The organism is Sulfitobacter sp. 1A12056, assembly GCF_043558125.1.
Classification (GTDB): domain Bacteria; phylum Pseudomonadota; class Alphaproteobacteria; order Rhodobacterales; family Rhodobacteraceae; genus Sulfitobacter; species Sulfitobacter faviae.
Window position 1 is genome coordinate 738,926 of record NZ_JBIFFY010000001.1, and the last position, 15,648, is coordinate 754,573.

General features: G+C 62.1%; 15 protein-coding genes. 11 read left to right on the forward strand and 4 right to left on the reverse strand.

The annotated features are described in order from the left end of the window. Nucleotides 1-954 carry a lipoyl synthase gene (gene lipA, locus ACGYLD_RS03630; protein WP_271687409.1) on the reverse strand — a complete coding sequence of 318 codons (954 nt, stop codon included), beginning with the start codon at nucleotides 952-954 and terminating at the stop codon, nucleotides 1-3. A gap of 242 nt (nucleotides 955-1,196) precedes the next feature. Here lipA and ACGYLD_RS03635 point away from each other — a divergent pair, with 242 nt between their 5' ends. After that, nucleotides 1,197-1,745 carry a peroxiredoxin gene (locus ACGYLD_RS03635; RefSeq protein WP_067266850.1) on the forward strand — a complete coding sequence of 183 codons (549 nt, stop codon included), beginning with the start codon at nucleotides 1,197-1,199 and terminating at the stop codon, nucleotides 1,743-1,745. 68 nt (nucleotides 1,746-1,813) lie between these two features. Here the strand turns inward: ACGYLD_RS03635 and ACGYLD_RS03640 are convergent, their stop codons facing one another. Then, the gene (locus tag ACGYLD_RS03640) at nucleotides 1,814-2,731 is read right to left on the reverse strand and encodes a hydrogen peroxide-inducible genes activator (RefSeq protein ID WP_209218869.1); all 918 of its coding nucleotides are present in this window, start codon (nucleotides 2,729-2,731) and stop codon (nucleotides 1,814-1,816) included. A 95-nt stretch (nucleotides 2,732-2,826) separates the two neighbouring features. Here ACGYLD_RS03640 and ACGYLD_RS03645 point away from each other — a divergent pair, with 95 nt between their 5' ends. Next, nucleotides 2,827-4,323 carry a catalase gene (locus ACGYLD_RS03645; RefSeq protein WP_209218870.1) on the forward strand — a complete coding sequence of 499 codons (1,497 nt, stop codon included), beginning with the start codon at nucleotides 2,827-2,829 and terminating at the stop codon, nucleotides 4,321-4,323. A gap of 55 nt (nucleotides 4,324-4,378) precedes the next feature. Here ACGYLD_RS03645 and ACGYLD_RS03650 read toward each other — a convergent pair whose 3' ends face one another. Next, a complete protein-coding gene (locus ACGYLD_RS03650) occupies nucleotides 4,379-5,467 on the reverse strand; it encodes a DUF6456 domain-containing protein (RefSeq protein WP_271693811.1) in 1,089 nt (362 codons plus the stop codon). 278 nt (nucleotides 5,468-5,745) lie between these two features. On the opposite strand from ACGYLD_RS03650, the gene ACGYLD_RS03655 reads away from it, so the two are divergent. After that, nucleotides 5,746-6,042, forward strand: a complete 297-nt coding sequence (locus ACGYLD_RS03655) for a DUF6477 family protein (protein WP_271687411.1) — start codon at nucleotides 5,746-5,748, stop codon at nucleotides 6,040-6,042. Between the two features lie 35 nt (nucleotides 6,043-6,077). Here ACGYLD_RS03655 and ACGYLD_RS03660 read toward each other — a convergent pair whose 3' ends face one another. After that, nucleotides 6,078-7,616, reverse strand: a complete 1,539-nt coding sequence (locus ACGYLD_RS03660; RefSeq protein WP_271693643.1) for a trimethylamine methyltransferase family protein — start codon at nucleotides 7,614-7,616, stop codon at nucleotides 6,078-6,080. Nucleotides 7,617-7,815: 199 nt separating this feature from the next. On the opposite strand from ACGYLD_RS03660, the gene guaA reads away from it, so the two are divergent. The 8 genes from guaA (at nucleotide 7,816) to ACGYLD_RS03700 (ending at nucleotide 15,613) form a co-directional block, all read left to right on the forward strand. Next, nucleotides 7,816-9,378, forward strand: coding sequence for a glutamine-hydrolyzing GMP synthase (guaA, locus tag ACGYLD_RS03665; protein WP_271693642.1), 1,563 nt, complete (start codon nucleotides 7,816-7,818; stop codon nucleotides 9,376-9,378). 2 nt (nucleotides 9,379-9,380) lie between these two features. Further along, nucleotides 9,381-9,659 (forward strand): putative quinol monooxygenase, encoded by a 279-nt coding sequence (locus tag ACGYLD_RS03670; RefSeq protein ID WP_271693641.1) that lies wholly within the window; start codon nucleotides 9,381-9,383, stop codon nucleotides 9,657-9,659. Beyond that, nucleotides 9,656-10,525 (forward strand): DMT family transporter, encoded by an 870-nt coding sequence (locus tag ACGYLD_RS03675; protein ID WP_271693640.1) that lies wholly within the window; start codon nucleotides 9,656-9,658, stop codon nucleotides 10,523-10,525. Before ACGYLD_RS03670 ends, ACGYLD_RS03675 begins: the two co-directional genes overlap by 4 nt. A 121-nt stretch (nucleotides 10,526-10,646) precedes the next feature. After that, nucleotides 10,647-11,759: an OmpP1/FadL family transporter gene (locus ACGYLD_RS03680; RefSeq protein ID WP_271693639.1), complete on the forward strand. Its 1,113-nt coding sequence runs from the start codon at nucleotides 10,647-10,649 to the stop codon at nucleotides 11,757-11,759. Between the two features lie 110 nt (nucleotides 11,760-11,869). Continuing rightward, the gene (locus ACGYLD_RS03685) at nucleotides 11,870-12,802 is read left to right on the forward strand and encodes a DMT family transporter (RefSeq protein ID WP_271693638.1); all 933 of its coding nucleotides are present in this window, start codon (nucleotides 11,870-11,872) and stop codon (nucleotides 12,800-12,802) included. Nucleotides 12,803-12,814: 12 nt separating this feature from the next. Continuing rightward, the gene (locus ACGYLD_RS03690) at nucleotides 12,815-13,675 is read left to right on the forward strand and encodes an ATPase (protein ID WP_271693637.1); all 861 of its coding nucleotides are present in this window, start codon (nucleotides 12,815-12,817) and stop codon (nucleotides 13,673-13,675) included. A 56-nt stretch (nucleotides 13,676-13,731) separates the two neighbouring features. Beyond that, nucleotides 13,732-14,649, forward strand: coding sequence for a homoserine O-succinyltransferase (metA, locus tag ACGYLD_RS03695; RefSeq protein ID WP_271693636.1), 918 nt, complete (start codon nucleotides 13,732-13,734; stop codon nucleotides 14,647-14,649). After that, the gene (locus ACGYLD_RS03700) at nucleotides 14,633-15,613 is read left to right on the forward strand and encodes an alpha/beta fold hydrolase (protein WP_271693635.1); all 981 of its coding nucleotides are present in this window, start codon (nucleotides 14,633-14,635) and stop codon (nucleotides 15,611-15,613) included. Before metA ends, ACGYLD_RS03700 begins: the two co-directional genes overlap by 17 nt. The last annotated feature ends 35 nt before the right edge of the window (nucleotides 15,614-15,648 follow it).

The window sequence follows — 15,648 nt, forward strand, 5'->3', positions numbered from 1 at the left end:
TCAGGCGATACCCAGTTTGCGGTTCCGCGCCTCGCGCAGACGCGCGAAATCGTCACCCGCGTGATAGCTTGACCGGGTCAGCGGCGTGGCCGAGACCATGAGGAAGCCCTTGCCGTAGGCCGCCTTTTCGTAAGAGGTGAACTCTTCGGGGGTGACGAACCGGTCCAGCGCGTGGTGCTTGGGCGTCGGCTGTAGATATTGACCGATGGTCAGGAAATCGATGTCGGCAGCGCGCATGTCTTCCATGACCTGAATGACCGCTTGGCGATCTTCGCCCAAGCCCACCATGATGCCCGATTTGGTAAACATCGATGGGTCCAACTCCTTGACCCGCTGAAGCAGGCGGAGGGAGTGGAAGTAACGCGCGCCGGGGCGCACTTCGGGGTAAAGGCCCGGCACGGTTTCGAGGTTGTGATTGAACACATCGGGGCGCGCTTCGACAACCTTTTCAAGGGCTTCGGGGCCGCAGCGGATGAAATCCGGCGTCAGGATTTCGATCGTCGTATCGGGGCTGCGGTGACGCACGGCGCGGATGGTCTGGGCGAAATGCTCCGCCCCGCCGTCTTCGATATCGTCACGGTCGACGCTCGTGATGACCACATGGTTCAGCCCCAGTTTGGCGACCGCATCGGCCACGCGCCCCGGCTCGAACACATCCAACGCTTCGGGCGGCTTGCCGGTGGCGATGTTGCAGAAGGTACAGGCGCGGGTGCAAACCTCGCCCATGATCATCATCGTGGCGTGACCCTGAGACCAGCATTCCCCGACATTGGGGCAGCCCGCCTCTTCGCAGACCGTAGTCAGCTTGTTGTCGCGCATGATCCGCGCTGTTTCGGCATAGCCTTTGCCGCCGGGCGCTTTGACCCTGATCCAACTCGGTTTTTTCGGCTGGGCGTTGTCGGGCTTGCGCGCCTTTTCGGGGTGGCGCTGTTCGGGTATCTTCAGATCGCGCATCGGGGGCCTCTGATCATTGTGTCGCGGCCTGTTTATCACAGTCCTTGACCCGATGGCCACCTACTGCATACGCCCCCGCGACAAGGCCGCCATGCACAGGCGGCATCGCCCTAGACCGTTGATTTAGAACGTTGATATGTAACTGAAAAATTACAATGCAGTTGCAGCATTGCGAGAGTTGCCGAGGCTTCCTATATGGGCTACCAAGCCACAAAGATTCCAATCCGAGAAAGAGAGACGCGATGAAACCCGGTATCAATGTCCCCAACGTCACCTTCAAGACGCGCGTGCGCGACGAAAGCATCGAAGGGTCCAACCCCTTCCGCTGGGAAGACAAGACCAGCGATGATTTCTTCAAAGGCAAGCGCGTTGTGCTGTTCTCCCTCCCCGGTGCCTTCACCCCGACCTGCAGCACCTACCAGCTGCCCGGGTTCGAGAACAATTTCGCCGCTTTCCAAGAGCATGGCATCGACGCGATCTATTGCCTGTCGGTCAACGACAGCTTTGTCATGAACAAGTGGAAAGAGATGCAGGGCGTCCAGAACATCGACGTGATCCCTGACGGTTCGGGCGAATTCACCCGCCGCATGGGCATGTTGGTCGCCAAAGACAACCTTGGCTTCGGCCCGCGCAGTTGGCGCTATGCGGCCATCATCAACGATGGTCAGATCGAAGCATGGTTCGAAGAGCCCGGCATCCGTGACAACCACGACGAAGACCCCTACGGCGTTTCCAGCCCTGAGACCCTGCTGGAATACCTTGAGAACCAGAAACAAACCGAAGCGGCCTAAGCGCCCTTTCATGTGACCGGATCGGGCCATTTGGCCCGGTCCCTTTGACCCCGCGGCCCCGCCCATGCCTAGTATTTCGCGCGAAGCTCTCCGGTCAGCCCCTCCCCCACTTCCTTCAGCGTCTCGGCCAGTTGCGCCGCCCAACCGCTGCCCGGCGTGCCCGCCCGGCGGACGAGCCCGATTTGCCGCGCAGGTTCCGGCGCGCCGAAACGGTGCAGGCGTAGGCCCGGCGCGGCATCAAGCTCGGTCTTGGCGGCGATTTCGGGCATCAGGGTCATGCCAAACCCCGCCTCCACCAGCCGCGACAGCGTGGCGAGGGAGGACGCCCCGGTGTGAATGCCCGCCTGCGTGCGGTCGCGCTGGCAAACCTCCAGCGCCTGATCGGTGAGGCAATGACCATCCTCCAACAGCATCAGCGGCGTGCGGGCCAAATCGGTCGGGCGGGCGACATCCGCCCCCGCCATCCGGTCGGCGGACCCGGCCAGCAGAAACCGATCCTCGAAAAGCGGCACCTCGGCCAGGCCCGTTTCGCCCGAGGGCACCGCCATCACCGCCGCATCCAGCGCCCCGGCGCGCAGATCGGCCAGCAATTGATCCGTCTGCGCCTCGCGTACCTCGACTCGAAGCGAGATATCCTGCGCCCGCAACGCGGCCAGCACGCCGGGCAACAGATAGGGCGCCACGGTCGGGATTAGACCGAGATTCAACGTGCCCGCCAGCCCCACCTGCTCCCGCGCCGTGGCCTCCAACAGCTTGGCGCGGCGCAGGATATCCTCGGCACGGGTCAGCACCTCGCGGCCCAAGGGCGTGAGCACCGAAGCGCGGCTCTGCCGTTCGATCAGCCGCCCGCCGAGCGTTTCCTCCAAAGTGCGGATCTGCACCGAAAGCGCGGGCTGGGAGATATTGCTCGCCTCCGCCGCCCGCCCGAAGTTGCCCAAGGTCGCCAGCGCGCGAAAGTATTCGAGTTGTTTCAGGGTAAAGTTCATAACTTTTACCTATCGCAATTTTACAAAACTGCAATTGGAAATTATGGGCGGAATCGATCATCTTGCTGTCAGACAGTAACCGAGGGGAACCCAAGATGAGCAAGCGTCTCACCACCACCGCCGGCGCACCGATGCCGACAAACGACACCAGCAAGACCGCGGGCGCCCGTGGCCCGGTCCTGCTGGACGACTACCAATTGATCGAGAAGCTCGCTCATCAGAACCGCGAGCGCATTCCTGAGCGTGCCGTGCACGCCAAGGGCTGGGGTGCCGAGGGCACCTTCACCGTCACCCATGACATCAGCCAATATAGCTGTGCTGCGATCTTCTCCGAAGTGGGCAAGACCTGCGAGATCATCTCGCGCTGGTCCACCGTGGCGGGGGAGCTTGGCGCCGCCGACAGTGAGCGTGACGTGCGCGGCTTCTCGGTGAAATTCTACACCGAAGAGGGCAACTGGGACGTTGTGGGCAACAACACACCGATCTTCTTTGTACGCGATGCCTATAAATTCCCGGATTTCATTCGCACCCAGAAACGCCACCCGCGCACCAACCTGCGCTCGCCCGAGGCGATGTTCGACTTCTGGGCGGCGCAGCCCGAATGCGTGCACCAGGTCACCATCCTGATGTCCGACCGCGGCATTCCGGTGAACCCGATGCATATGCACGGCTACGGCAGCCACACCTATTCGATGTGGAACGCCAAGGGCGAGCGTCACTGGGTGAAGTTCCACTTCCGCTGCCAGCAGGAAATCCGCAACCGCACCAATGAGGATGCGGAAAAGCTGATCGGGTCCACCCGTGAGAACTTCCAAGAGGATCTCTTTAACGCGATCGAAGGCGGCGACTACCCGAAATGGGAGCTGAACATCCAAGTCATGCCCGAGGAAGAGGCCGAGACCTGCGGCTTCAACCCCTTCGACCTGACCAAGGTTTGGCCGCATGCGGATTACCCGCTGATCCCCGTTGGCATGTTGGAGTTCAACCGCAACCCTGACAACTACTTCCAGAGCATTGAGAACGCTGCCTATTCGCCGTCGAACAAAATCCCCGGCATCGGCTTCTCGCCCGATAAGATGTTGCAGGCGCGGGTATTCTCCTATGCGGATGCGCACCGCTACCGTCTTGGCACGCATTACGAGGCCCTGCCCGTGAACGCGCCCAAGGCCGCGCCGATGCATCACTACCACAAGGACGGCGCGATGCGGTTCTTCCCGCAGCAGACCGGCCACCCGGATGCCTATTACGAGCCGAACCAATACGAAGGCTCGGCCCGTCCCGATCCATCGGTGCAAGAACCACCGCTGCGCATCTCGGGCGATGCGGACCGCTATGTGCAGGAAGAGGCGGATGCCGATTACGTCCAGCCGCGCAAGCTCTATACCGAAGTGTTCGATCAGGCGCAGCGTGACCGTCTGCACGAGAACATGGCCGGTGCCATGGCGCCCTGTTCGCAATCGGTGAAAGAACGCTGGTATGCGGTGCTTGAGAAAGTGCACCCCGACTATGCCGCCGGTGTGCGTGCCGCTTGCGAGAAAGACGAAGTCGCGATCTCGGTCACAGATGAGACACCGGTAAAGGTCGCAGACTAAACAACCGGGGCGGCAGGATTATCATCCTACCGCCCCTTCTTTACCCGACCCGCATTTACCCGATCATCGGGCCGCCCGGCCCCACGGTTTCATCGTAATGCCGTTTCAGCCGCATGAGTGCGATCCGAAGCACGATCTTGCCCGAACGCGCGGACCAACCGAGCCGCTTCTCGGTGGTCTCCAACCCCTCCAGATAGCAGCAACAGCGCAGCACCACGTCCGACAGGCCGGGGCCGAGGTCGGCCATGGCATAGGCCACCCTCTTGCGCGCCTCCGCCGCGGCCATGGCGCCTGCCCCATCTCGCCCGCCGCTAGGCTTTGCGCCGGGGGTCAGGAAATGGTCCCAATTCTGCGTAACCTCACCGCCCATCTGCGCCAGTTCGAAATCTTCGCGCAGCCTTTCGCCCGCATGGACCAGCCCCTCGTTCAAGAAGGGCGCGCCGGATTTGTCGCGCCGCCTTGCGAGGGTCGAAAGCGGGCTTTCTGACAAGCAATAGCGGCCACGGCGCGGGGCCGTATCTTCATCTGCGCTCAGGTCTGCGGCGGGCGCATCGGACCCGCCCAAAAAGGCGGCCTGATCTTCGGCAAAGCCGTCTACGGCCGCGCCCTGCTCTTCGAGCATCCGCCGCAGCGCCGCGCGCCCCGCGCTGGTGATATGATAGCGTGTCACCCGGCCTGTGCTGCCCGGCGCGATCCAATCTTTCAATGCCATCGCCTGCGCCACGGCGCTGTCCACCACGGCAGTGCGCGCGCCGGGGCCGGTGTCCGTCTCGCGCAGGACGACGGCCTTTTCCATCCCTTCGGCCACGGCAAGGATCGCGCCTGCCTCATGCAGGCGCCGCAGGACGCGCAGCGCCTCGGCGGCGAAAGTGTCTTCGTCAAGAAGGGGGGCGGCGGGTTTGGTCATTGTCGCTGTCTTTCCTGCTGGGGGGCCAGCAGTACAATCCAAGGCACGCCGCACCGCCCCGAGCCTGCGCAGGGCGGCATCCACCAGCGGATCGTCGCGCCGTGTCTCGATACGGCGGATTTGGCGCATGATGGTCGAGGCATGACAGCCTGCTTGGCGTGCCAAGGCCCGGATCGGGGCGCCGGTCTCCGTATGTGCGAGGTAATGCAGGGCTCCGTGCGGCACCCATCCCGGCAGGACGGACTGTTGAATTTGGTGATGCGCCTTCAATTGACTGCCACTTCCATTTTGGCGGGTCCCCAAGCTGGGTGAGTTATCCCCAGAGTTATTCACAACCTATGGATGTTTTGGTTACCCGTTCGTTAAAATCGTCGCATTTGGCAATGATTGTTTCCAAAAGGTAAACGCCATCGAAAGGCGCCGTGCGCCGGGAACCCGCAACACGCAACACCCGGAAAGGTTGTGCAACACTTCGCCGATCCGGGGTGATTCACCCCCTGAAATTGGAGAGTGTGATGCAAGATCTACTGACCATGTTGCAAAAACTTCACCGCCCGCGCCTGCTGATGCGGGCCGCCCGCATCGGGGCCGAAGACTACCGCCGCGGCACCCATCTGCCACGGATACTGGGCTTTGGCATATTGCCACGCCACGGCACCGCGCTGATCAAACTGATCGAGATCGAGGCCGCGTTGGACACCCAGCGCAAGACGGCGGATGCAAGCTATAGCCTGATCCGCCATGTAGATGTTCTTATTGCCATGGTTGGCGAGGCACGGTTCCTGAAGGCCGCTATGATGCCCAGCGCCTGATCTCCGATGCGGGGGATCGCCCCCGCCGCAAAGCTTTAGCTAAAGCTATCGGGTTCCGCCGCCTTACGGGTCGCGACAAAGCCATCGAGCGCTTCGCGAATGGCTGGATCCAGCGCAGGCTGCTGATAGTCGGCCAGCATCTTTTCGACCCGCGCGGTGGCAAGGCTCTGCGTGTCGCGGGCGCCCTCGTCCGACCAAGTCTCGAAGGGTTTGTAGTCCAACAGATCCGACTTCCAAAAGGCATCGCGGAAATTGCTCTGCGTATGGGCGCAGCCAAGGTAATGCCCCCCCGGCCCCACTTCGCGGATCGCGTCCATGGCCTGCGCGTTCACGTCGATCTCCACCCCACGGGCAAGGTGATGCAACGTGCCCAGTTGATCCGCATCCATGACGAACTTCTCGAAAGAGGAAACAAGGCCCCCTTCCAACCAGCCACAGGCGTGCAGCATGAAGTTCACCCCCGAAAGCAGCCCAATGTTCAGGCTGTTCGAGGTCTCATAAGCCGCCTGCGCATCAGGCAGTTTCGAGCCGGTGAAAGACCCAGCGCTGCGGTACGGAAGGTTGAGCCGGCGGGCCAGTTGCCCAGCGCCATAGGTGATATGCGCAGCCTCGGGTGTGCCGAATGTGGGCGCGCCCGAGTTCATGTCGATGGAGGTGACGAAAGCCCCCATGATCACCGGCGTCCCGGGGCGGACCAGTTGGCTATAGGCGATGCCCGCCAGCGTCTCAGCCAAGACCTGTGTCAGCGTGCCCGCCACGCTCACCGGGGCCATGGCACCGCCTACGATGAAGGGCGAGATGATGCAGGCCTGATTGTTCTCGGCATAGACCTTGAGCGCGCCCATCATCACATCGTCAAACGTCATCGGCGAGTTGATATTGATGAGCGAGGTCATCACCGTGTTTTCCTGCACGAAGTCCTTACCGAACAGAATACCGCACATATCGACGGAATCCTGCGCCCGGCTGGGTTCGGTCACCGATCCCATGAAGGGTTTGTCGCTCAGCGTCATATGGGCATGCAGCATATCGAGGTGGCGTTTGTTCACCGGGATGTCCGTCGGCTCGCATACCGTCCCCCCCGAGTGATGCAGCCACTTGGACATATAGCCCAGCTTCACGAACTTCTCGAAATCAGCCATCGTGGCATAGCGCCGCCCCCCTGCGGCATCGCGCACGAAGGGCGGGCCATAGACGGGGGCGAGCACAAGGTTCCTCCCCCCGATTACCACATCCCGATCTCGGTTGCGTGCCACTTGGGTAATCGTCGAAGGCGCGGTGGAACAAAGCTTGCGTGCCAGCCCCCGTGGGATACGCACCCGCTCTCCCTGAACATCGGCCCCGGCCTCACGCCAAAGCGCCAATGCCTCGGGGTTGTCGGGGAAGTTCACGCCGATCTCTTCCAGCACCGCATCGGCGTTCTGTTCGATGATCTCCAGCGCCTCTTCGGTCAGCACTTCGAAGTTCGGGATATTCCGTTCGATATAGCGCGCTGTCTCGAAAGAGACGGCTGTGCGTGCCGCGCGTCTTGCCGCACCACCACCGCCGCGTGCCCGTCGTGCTGATTCCGCCATTGCTCTATCCTTCCCGCAAGTCTTGGCCCGTCACTACCCCATTCCCGGCAGGGGCTTCGCGCGGATAACGCCCCCTAGCGGCAAAAAGCGACATCGCGTGCCGCCGTCGCGCCACTTGCGCGAATTAAACGCGGGCGGCACCAGTCTTCGGCCTGCTAGAGACTTGCCAGAGCGTGCGCACGGGCCTAATCACAGCCCCATGACAGATATCACCCATGACCGCCTTCTCATCATCGACTTCGGCAGCCAGGTCACGCAGCTTATCGCGCGTCGCCTGCGGGAGCTGAATGTCTTTTGCGAAATCCACCCGTTCAACACGGTGGACGAAGCCTTCCTCAAGGAATTCGCGCCTAAGGCGGTGATCCTGTCGGGTGGCCCGTCCTCGGTGTTTGCCGAAGGCGCGCCGCGTCCGCCGCAGGCTGTTTTTGAACTGGGCGTGCCGATCCTTGGCATCTGCTATGGCCAGCAGGTGATGATGCACTGCCTTGGCGGCCATGTGGAGCGCGGCCATGGCACCGCTGAGTTCGGGCGGGCCTTTGTCACCCCCACGGGCCAACAGCTTGATCTGCTCGAAGGCTGGTTCGCCACCGACCGCGAACAGGTCTGGATGAGCCATGGTGACCACGTCAGCAAAATCGCCCCGGGGTTCGAGGTCTATGGCACCTCCCCCAACGCGCCTTTCGCCATCACCGCGGATGTGGAGCGACACTTCTACGCGGTGCAGTTCCACCCCGAGGTGCATCACACCCCCAACGGCCCGCGTCTTTACGAGAACTTCGTGCGTCTGGCGGGCTTCAAGGGCGACTGGACCATGAGCGCCTATCGTGAAGAAGCCATTGCCGCGATCCGCGAGCAGGTCGGCGACCAAAAGGTGATCTGCGGCCTTTCAGGTGGCGTCGACAGTTCCGTGGCCGCCGTGCTGATCCATGAGGCCATCGGCGACCAGCTAACTTGCGTCTTCGTTGACCACGGTCTGCTGCGCAAGGGTGAGGCCGAAGAGGTCGTCACCATGTTCCGCGACCACTACAACATGCCGCTGATCCACGCCGACGAGCAGGAGCTGTTCTTGGGCGAGCTGGACGGCGTCTCGGACCCCGAGACCAAGCGCAAGATCATCGGCAAGCTCTTCATCGACGTGTTCCAGAAACACGCCAAGGAAGTGGGCGATGCCACCTTCCTCGCCCAGGGCACGCTCTACCCGGACGTGATCGAGAGCGTTAGCTTCTCCGGTGGCCCCTCGGTCACCATCAAGAGCCACCACAACGTTGGCGGGCTCCCCGAGAAGATGGGCCTCAAACTGGTCGAGCCGCTGCGGGAGCTTTTCAAAGACGAGGTGCGCGAGTTGGGCCGTGAGCTGGGCCTGCCGCCCTCCTTCATCGGTCGCCACCCCTTCCCCGGGCCGGGTCTTGCGATCCGCTGTCCTGGTGAGATCACCCGCGAGAAGCTCGACATCCTGCGCGAAGCCGATGCGGTCTATATCGACCAAATCCGCCGTCACGGCCTCTATGACGATATCTGGCAAGCCTTCGTGGCGATCCTGCCGGTGCGTACCGTGGGCGTGATGGGCGATGGCCGCACCTATGACTTCGCCTGCGCCTTGCGCGCGGTGACCTCGGTCGACGGGATGACAGCGGACTACTACCCGTTCACCCATGACTTCCTTGGTGAAACCGCCACGCGGATCATCAACGAGGTGCCGGGCATCAACCGCGTGACCTATGACATCACCTCGAAACCTCCGGGCACCATCGAGTGGGAATAAAAATGCGGGTGGCCCTGACCGGCCACCTTCGCTGCGCCACCCGGGCCGAGGCGGACCGGGTGCGCGCAGGGCTTGACGCGCATCTGCGTCTCACCCGGGCCGAGCCGGGCTGCCTTGGCTTCGACGTGACCCCGACCGACGATCCCCTTGTCTGGCAGGTATCGGAGCTCTTTACCGACCGGGCGGCCTTTGAGGCGCATCAGGCCCGTGCCGTAGCATCGGACTGGGCGCGGCTCACCGCCGGGATCGCCCGCGACTATCAGATCACAGAAACCACATGAGCCCCACCTTTCGCGCCGCACTCTGGATGATCGGCTCCATCGGGTCATTCTCCACCATGGCCGTGGCGGGGCGCGAACTCTCGGCGCGGTTCGACACTTTCGAGGTGATGCTTTACCGCAGCGTGATTGGCGTGATCATCGTCCTGTCGCTCGCCGGGGCCACGGGCGCGTGGCGGCAGATCAACACCCGCAACTTCGGCCTTCAACTGCTGCGCAACCTTGCGCATTTCACCGGGCAGAACCTGTGGTTCCTCGCCGTGTCGCTGATCCCGCTGGCGCAGGTCTTCGCGTTGGAGTTCACATCGCCCCTATGGGTCATCGCCCTGTCGGTTTTCCTGCTTGGCGAACGGCTGACCGCGACACGGGCGCTGGCCGCCGTCCTGGGGTTCATCGGCATCCTGATCGTGGCGCGCCCCGATATCGGCAACCTCAACACCGGCATTCTGGCGGCGGCGGGCTGTGCCCTCTTCTTTGCCCTGACCAATGTGCTGACCAAACGGCTGACGCGGACACAAGGGATTACCACGATCCTGTTCTACCTCACCACGCTGCAATTGATCTTTGGCCTGATCTCGGCGGGATACGACGGCGACATCGCCGGACCCACGGTTGAGACGATGCCCTTTCTGCTACTGGTCGGCGCCTGCGGGCTGCTTGCGCATTACTGCCTGACCAACGCGCTGAGCCTCGCCCCCGCGACGGTGGTGGTGCCGATCGATTTTGTCCGCCTTCCGGCCATCGCCGTGGTCGGGATGCTGCTCTATGCCGAAGCATTGGATGTCTGGGTCTTCGTCGGGGCCGCGATCATCTTTGCTGGCAACTACCTCAACATCTGGTTTGAGACCCGCAAAGCACACCCAAGGTAATGTTTGCGCAGATTTTAACCTGACCCAAGGTCAGTGATTGACGCAAACGGCAGCAATCCGCTTAGATCGTTTCTAACCTGTGCCGGGGAGGAACCGCACAGAAGTCTTGGGAGGAAAGCAAATGAAAACCTATTTCTTGGCAATTCCGGCACTGTTGGCATCTACGGCAATCGTTCAAGCTGGCGGCATCGATCGGTCGGGCCAATCCATCAATGCCCTGTTTGAAAGCGGCCGCTATGCGGAGTTCAGCTTTGGGCATATCTCGCCCGATACCTCGGGCACATCGGTCACGCTTCTTGGTAGCCAGGATTCTGGCAATGCCACCGACAGCTACATGCAGTTTGGCGCCGCATATAAAGCCGACATCAACGACAAACTGTCCTATGCGATCATCTATGATCAGCCGTTTGGAGCAGATGTCGACTATCCCACTTCCACGGGTTATTTTGCAAGAGGTTCGCAAGCCGACTTAGATAGCCACGCCTTGACCGGCCTGCTGCGCTACCGCATGAATGACAACTTCAGCGTCCACGGCGGTGTCCGCGTGCAGAGCATTGAAGCCAGCGCTGCAATACCGTTCATTCCCGGAGGTGGTTATACTATTGATAGTGACCGCGACGTAGGCGTAGGTTATTCGGCCGGTGTCGCCTACGAAAGACCTGATATCGCTCTTCGCGTCGCACTGACCTATAATTCCAAAATTGACCACGATATTACCGCCGTGGAAAGTTACCCCTCCCGTACATCCGCCACCGGTCGAGCCACGACTACGGAAGAATTCGACGTAGAAACGCCGCAATCGATCAATCTTGATTTCCAGACAGGCATTGCTGCTGACACACTTCTGTTCGGCGGTGTGCGTTGGGTAGATTGGTCATCCTTCGATATCACTCCTAATCAATACCCCCCAGGTGCCCTCGTCAGCTACGATGACGACGTTTTCACCTACTCGCTCGGCGTCGGCCGCCGCCTGAACGACAACTGGTCAGTCTCGGCCTCCGTCGGCTATGAGAAGTCCAACGGCGGGTTCGCCTCCAACCTCGGGCCGACCGATGGCAACAAGAGCCTTGCACTGGCTGCCGTCTATACCCGCGACAACATGAAGATCACTACCGGCGTGCGCTACGTCAACATCGGCGACGCGCAGACCGCGATCCCGGGCTTCGCCCCGGCGGCGGACTTCGAAGACAACGATGCTCTGGCCTTTGGCGTGAAAGTAGGCTTCACGTTCTGATCCACACCAGACCCGTCGAGATTACGCCGCCCGAGGTCCTCGGGCGGCGTTTTTTATGCATGCGCATCTTTCGGGTCGTGCCGATCAACGGAACAGCCTAAACCCAAGCCATGATCACACAGAAAACCATCCCCCCGCGCGCTTGGATCGAAATGGGCTTTCTCGCCCTGCTCTGGGGCGCGTCCTTTGTCGCCGTGCGGGTGGCCTTGGATGAGATCGGACCGCTGACCTCGGTCGCGCATCGGGTGTTCTGGGCGATGCTGGTGCTTTGGGCCGCCGTCGCCACCATGCGCCTGCCACTGCCGCGCGACCCGCGCATCTGGGCGGCCTTCCTGCTGATGGGGCTTTTGAACAATGTGATCCCCTTTTCGCTGATGGCATGGGGGCAGCTGCACATCCCCTCGGGGCTGACCTCGATCCTCAATGCCGCCACCGCGATCTTTGGCGTTCTGGCCGCGGCGACCTTTCTGGCGGATGAGCGGATCACCCCGCGCAAGGCGATTGGCGTCTGCCTTGGCTTCGCGGGTGTCAGTACCGCCATCGGTCTGGAAAATCTCACGAATTTCGACCTCGGCAGCCTTGCACAACTGGCCGTGCTGGGCGGGGCGATGTCCTATGCGATGGCCGGGGTCTGCGCGCGCAAACTGCTGCCGGGCCAGCCGCCGCAATTGGCCGCCGCCGGGATGCTGACAGGGGCCACGCTGATCATGCTGCCGTTGGCATGGGTGGTCGAAGGGCCGCTGACGCTCGACCTCGCCCCCGCCACCCTCGTCGCCATCGCCTATTACGCGCTTGCCGCGACGGCACTGGCTTATCTGCTCTATTACCGCGTGCTCGGCATGGCGGGCAGCAGCAACCTGATGTTGGTGACACTGCTGGTCGCCCCCGTGGCGATCCTGCTGGGCGCTTGGCTGCGTGATGAGACCCTGCGCCCCGCTGCCTATGGCGGTTTCGCCCTTCTCGCACTTGGGCTTCTGGTGCTCGATGGCCGCATCTGGCGTCTGGTGAAACACTGGGGTAGTCAGGGGAAACGAAGCACTTAACCTTGGTGATACATGCTCTACCCCACGGCTGACGATTGGCGCGCGGCGCCGCGGCGCAAAGTTCTGATCTTCGGCATGTCGGGCTTGGGCAAGACCCATCTCTCCAGCCTGCTGCGCGCCAGCGGGGATTGGTTTCACTACTCCATCGACTACCGCATCGGCACCCGCTACTTGGGCGAACTCATCGCCGACAACGCCAAGGCCGAGGCGATGAAAGTGCCCTTCCTGCGCGACCTGCTGCTGAGCGATAGCATCTACATCGGATCGAACATCACCTTCGACAATCTTTCGCCCGTGGCGACATGGCTGGGCAAACCGGGCGACCCGGAGCGCGGCGGGCTGCCGATGGCCGAATACGCCAAACGTCAAGAGGCTTTCCGCCGGGCCGAGATCAACGCGCTGGAGGATACCAGCTATTTCGCCACCCGCGCCGAGGCGCTCTATGGCTATCCGCATTTCATCTGCGACACCGGTGGCTCGATCTGCGAATGGCTCGACCCCGAAGACCCGAACGACCCGTTGTTGCAGCAATTGGCCGAGGAATGTCTGCTGGTCTGGATCAAGGGTGACGAGGCCCATACCGAGGAACTCATCCGCCGCTTTGACAAAGCGCCCAAACCGATGGCCTATCAGCCAGAATTCCTCGCCCGGGCATGGGCCGATTATCTGGCGGAAAAGAACATTACAGAGGACGCGGTGAACCCCGACGACTTCATCCGCTGGACCTATGCTGCTGCCCTGTCGCACCGCCAACCCCGCTATGCGGCGATGTCGAAATGGGGTGTCACCATCACCCCCGCCGACATCGACGCACTGAACGCTCCCGAAGACTTTACCGATCTGATCGCCCGCCACCTGCCCGCGGGCGGTTGAACCCGCCCCGCCCAAGATTATCTGACTGCACTGGCCACCCCTGAAAGACCTGTCTCATGCCCATCAAGATCCCCTCCCGCCTGCCTGCCTTCGACGTTCTGCGCAACGAAGGGGTCATGGTGCTGGACGAGGAACTGGCCTCGCGGCAAGACATCCGCCCGCTGCGCATCGCCCTGCTGAACCTGATGCCCAAGAAAATTCAGACGGAAAACCAATTTGCCCGGCTGATCGGCGCGACACCCCTGCAGATCGAGCTTAGCCTCATCCGCATGTCCGATCACCAGGCCCGCAACACCGCCGCCGAGCATATGGAAAGCTTCTACCGCCCCTTCGAGGAAATGAAGGCCGAGAAGTTCGACGGGCTGATCATCACCGGCGCGCCGATTGAGCATCTTGAGTTTAACGAGGTGACCTATTGGGACGAGTTGGGCGAGGTGATGGAATGGACCCAGACCAACATCCACTCCACCTTTGGCGTCTGCTGGGGCGGCATGGCGATGATCAACCACTTCCACGGCGTCAAGAAACACATGCTGAGCGCAAAGGCTTTCGGCTGTTTCCGGCACCGCAATCTCGCGCCCGCCTCGCCCTATCTGCGCGGCTTTTCGGATGATTGCACCGTGCCCGTCTCGCGCTGGACCGAGATGCGCCAAGACGAGGTTGACGCCCACCCCGGCCTGACCACGCTTTTGGGCAGTGATGAGGTTGGCCCCTGTCTGATCGAAGACCCCGCGCACCGCGCGCTCTATGTCTTTAACCATTTTGAATACGACCGCGACACGCTCAAGCAAGAGTATGATCGCGATGTCGAGAATGGCGTGCCGATCAACGTGCCCTGCAACTACTACCCCGAGGATGACCCCGCGCGCACGCCGGTGAACCGCTGGCGCAGCCACGCGCATCTGCTTTATGGCAATTGGATCAACGAGATATACCAAACCACCCCCTTTGATATGAATGAGATCGGCCATTAAACTGCTGCTTGCCCTCCTCCTCGGGCTGGCGCTGCTCACCGCGCTCGTCCAATGGCGCGCCGCGCGGCATGAGGCGCGGGCCGAGGCAAGCCATCCGCCTGAGGGTGAGATCATCACGGTGGACGGCCTGCCAGTCCATGCCAAGATCATCGGCAGCGGGCCGGATCTGGTGTTGATCCACGGGGCCAACGGCAACCTGCGCGATTTCACTTTGGGCTTCGCTGAGCGGTTGAGCGACCGCTACCGCGTCATCATGTTCGACCGTCCCGGCATGGGCTATACCGCCCGCCTGCCCGGCGCGCGCGGGCCTTGGAACCCGCGCGGCGAGTCACCGCAGGAACAGGCCGCGCTTTTGCAGAAAGCGGCGGATCAACTGGGCGTCGAAAACCCCATCGTGCTGGGCCATTCCTTTGGCGGGGCCGTGGCGCTGGCTTGGGGGCTGCAACGCCCCGATGAGACCGCAGCGCTGGTGCTGGTCTCTGCCGTGTCGGAGCCATGGCCCGGCGGTCTGGGCTGGCTCTATAACGTCAGCGCCTCACGGCTTGGCGGTGCGCTCTTTATCCCCGCCGTCACCGCCTTTGTGCCAGACAGCGTGGTGCAAAGCAGCATAGCGGCGATCTTTGCGCCACAGCAAGCGCCCGAAGGCTATGCCGATCACATCGGCACGGGCCTCACCCTGCGCCGCAGCGCCAGCCGCGCCAATGCGCAACAGGTCCACCAGCTTCGCCCGCATGTGGTTGAAATGGCGGCGCAATATGACCGCCTGACCATGCCGGTCGAGATCATTCACGGCGATGCTGATACCATTGTCCCCATGCATATCCATGCCGAGGAACTGATCAAAGACATCCCCAACGGCGCCCTGACCCGCCTGCCCGGCATGGGCCATATGCCCCATCACGCCGACCCGCAGGCAGTGGTCGATGCCATCGACCGCGCCGCCGCCCGTGCCGGTTTGCGTTAACCGCCTTAACATCCCATATTGAAACAAGAACAATC

What these genes read in the sequence shown, in the direction of transcription:
- ACGYLD_RS03690 (WP_271693637.1), top strand. Translation starts at nt 12,815, where the DNA reads ATGCTCTACCCCACGGCTGACGATTGGCGCGCGGCGCCGCGGCGCAAA.
- lipA (WP_271687409.1), bottom strand. Translation starts at nt 954, where the DNA reads ATGCGCGATCTGAAGATACCCGAACAGCGCCACCCCGAAAAGGCGCGC.
- guaA (WP_271693642.1), top strand. Translation starts at nt 7,816, where the DNA reads ATGACAGATATCACCCATGACCGCCTTCTCATCATCGACTTCGGCAGC.
- ACGYLD_RS03655 (WP_271687411.1), top strand. Translation starts at nt 5,746, where the DNA reads ATGCAAGATCTACTGACCATGTTGCAAAAACTTCACCGCCCGCGCCTG.
- metA (WP_271693636.1), top strand. Translation starts at nt 13,732, where the DNA reads ATGCCCATCAAGATCCCCTCCCGCCTGCCTGCCTTCGACGTTCTGCGC.
- ACGYLD_RS03675 (WP_271693640.1), top strand. Translation starts at nt 9,656, where the DNA reads ATGAGCCCCACCTTTCGCGCCGCACTCTGGATGATCGGCTCCATCGGG.
- ACGYLD_RS03680 (WP_271693639.1), top strand. Translation starts at nt 10,647, where the DNA reads ATGAAAACCTATTTCTTGGCAATTCCGGCACTGTTGGCATCTACGGCA.
- ACGYLD_RS03640 (WP_209218869.1), bottom strand. Translation starts at nt 2,731, where the DNA reads ATGAACTTTACCCTGAAACAACTCGAATACTTTCGCGCGCTGGCGACC.
- ACGYLD_RS03670 (WP_271693641.1), top strand. Translation starts at nt 9,381, where the DNA reads ATGCGGGTGGCCCTGACCGGCCACCTTCGCTGCGCCACCCGGGCCGAG.
- ACGYLD_RS03645 (WP_209218870.1), top strand. Translation starts at nt 2,827, where the DNA reads ATGAGCAAGCGTCTCACCACCACCGCCGGCGCACCGATGCCGACAAAC.
- ACGYLD_RS03635 (WP_067266850.1), top strand. Translation starts at nt 1,197, where the DNA reads ATGAAACCCGGTATCAATGTCCCCAACGTCACCTTCAAGACGCGCGTG.
- ACGYLD_RS03660 (WP_271693643.1), bottom strand. Translation starts at nt 7,616, where the DNA reads ATGGCGGAATCAGCACGACGGGCACGCGGCGGTGGTGGTGCGGCAAGA.
- ACGYLD_RS03685 (WP_271693638.1), top strand. Translation starts at nt 11,870, where the DNA reads ATGATCACACAGAAAACCATCCCCCCGCGCGCTTGGATCGAAATGGGC.
- ACGYLD_RS03700 (WP_271693635.1), top strand. Translation starts at nt 14,633, where the DNA reads ATGAGATCGGCCATTAAACTGCTGCTTGCCCTCCTCCTCGGGCTGGCG.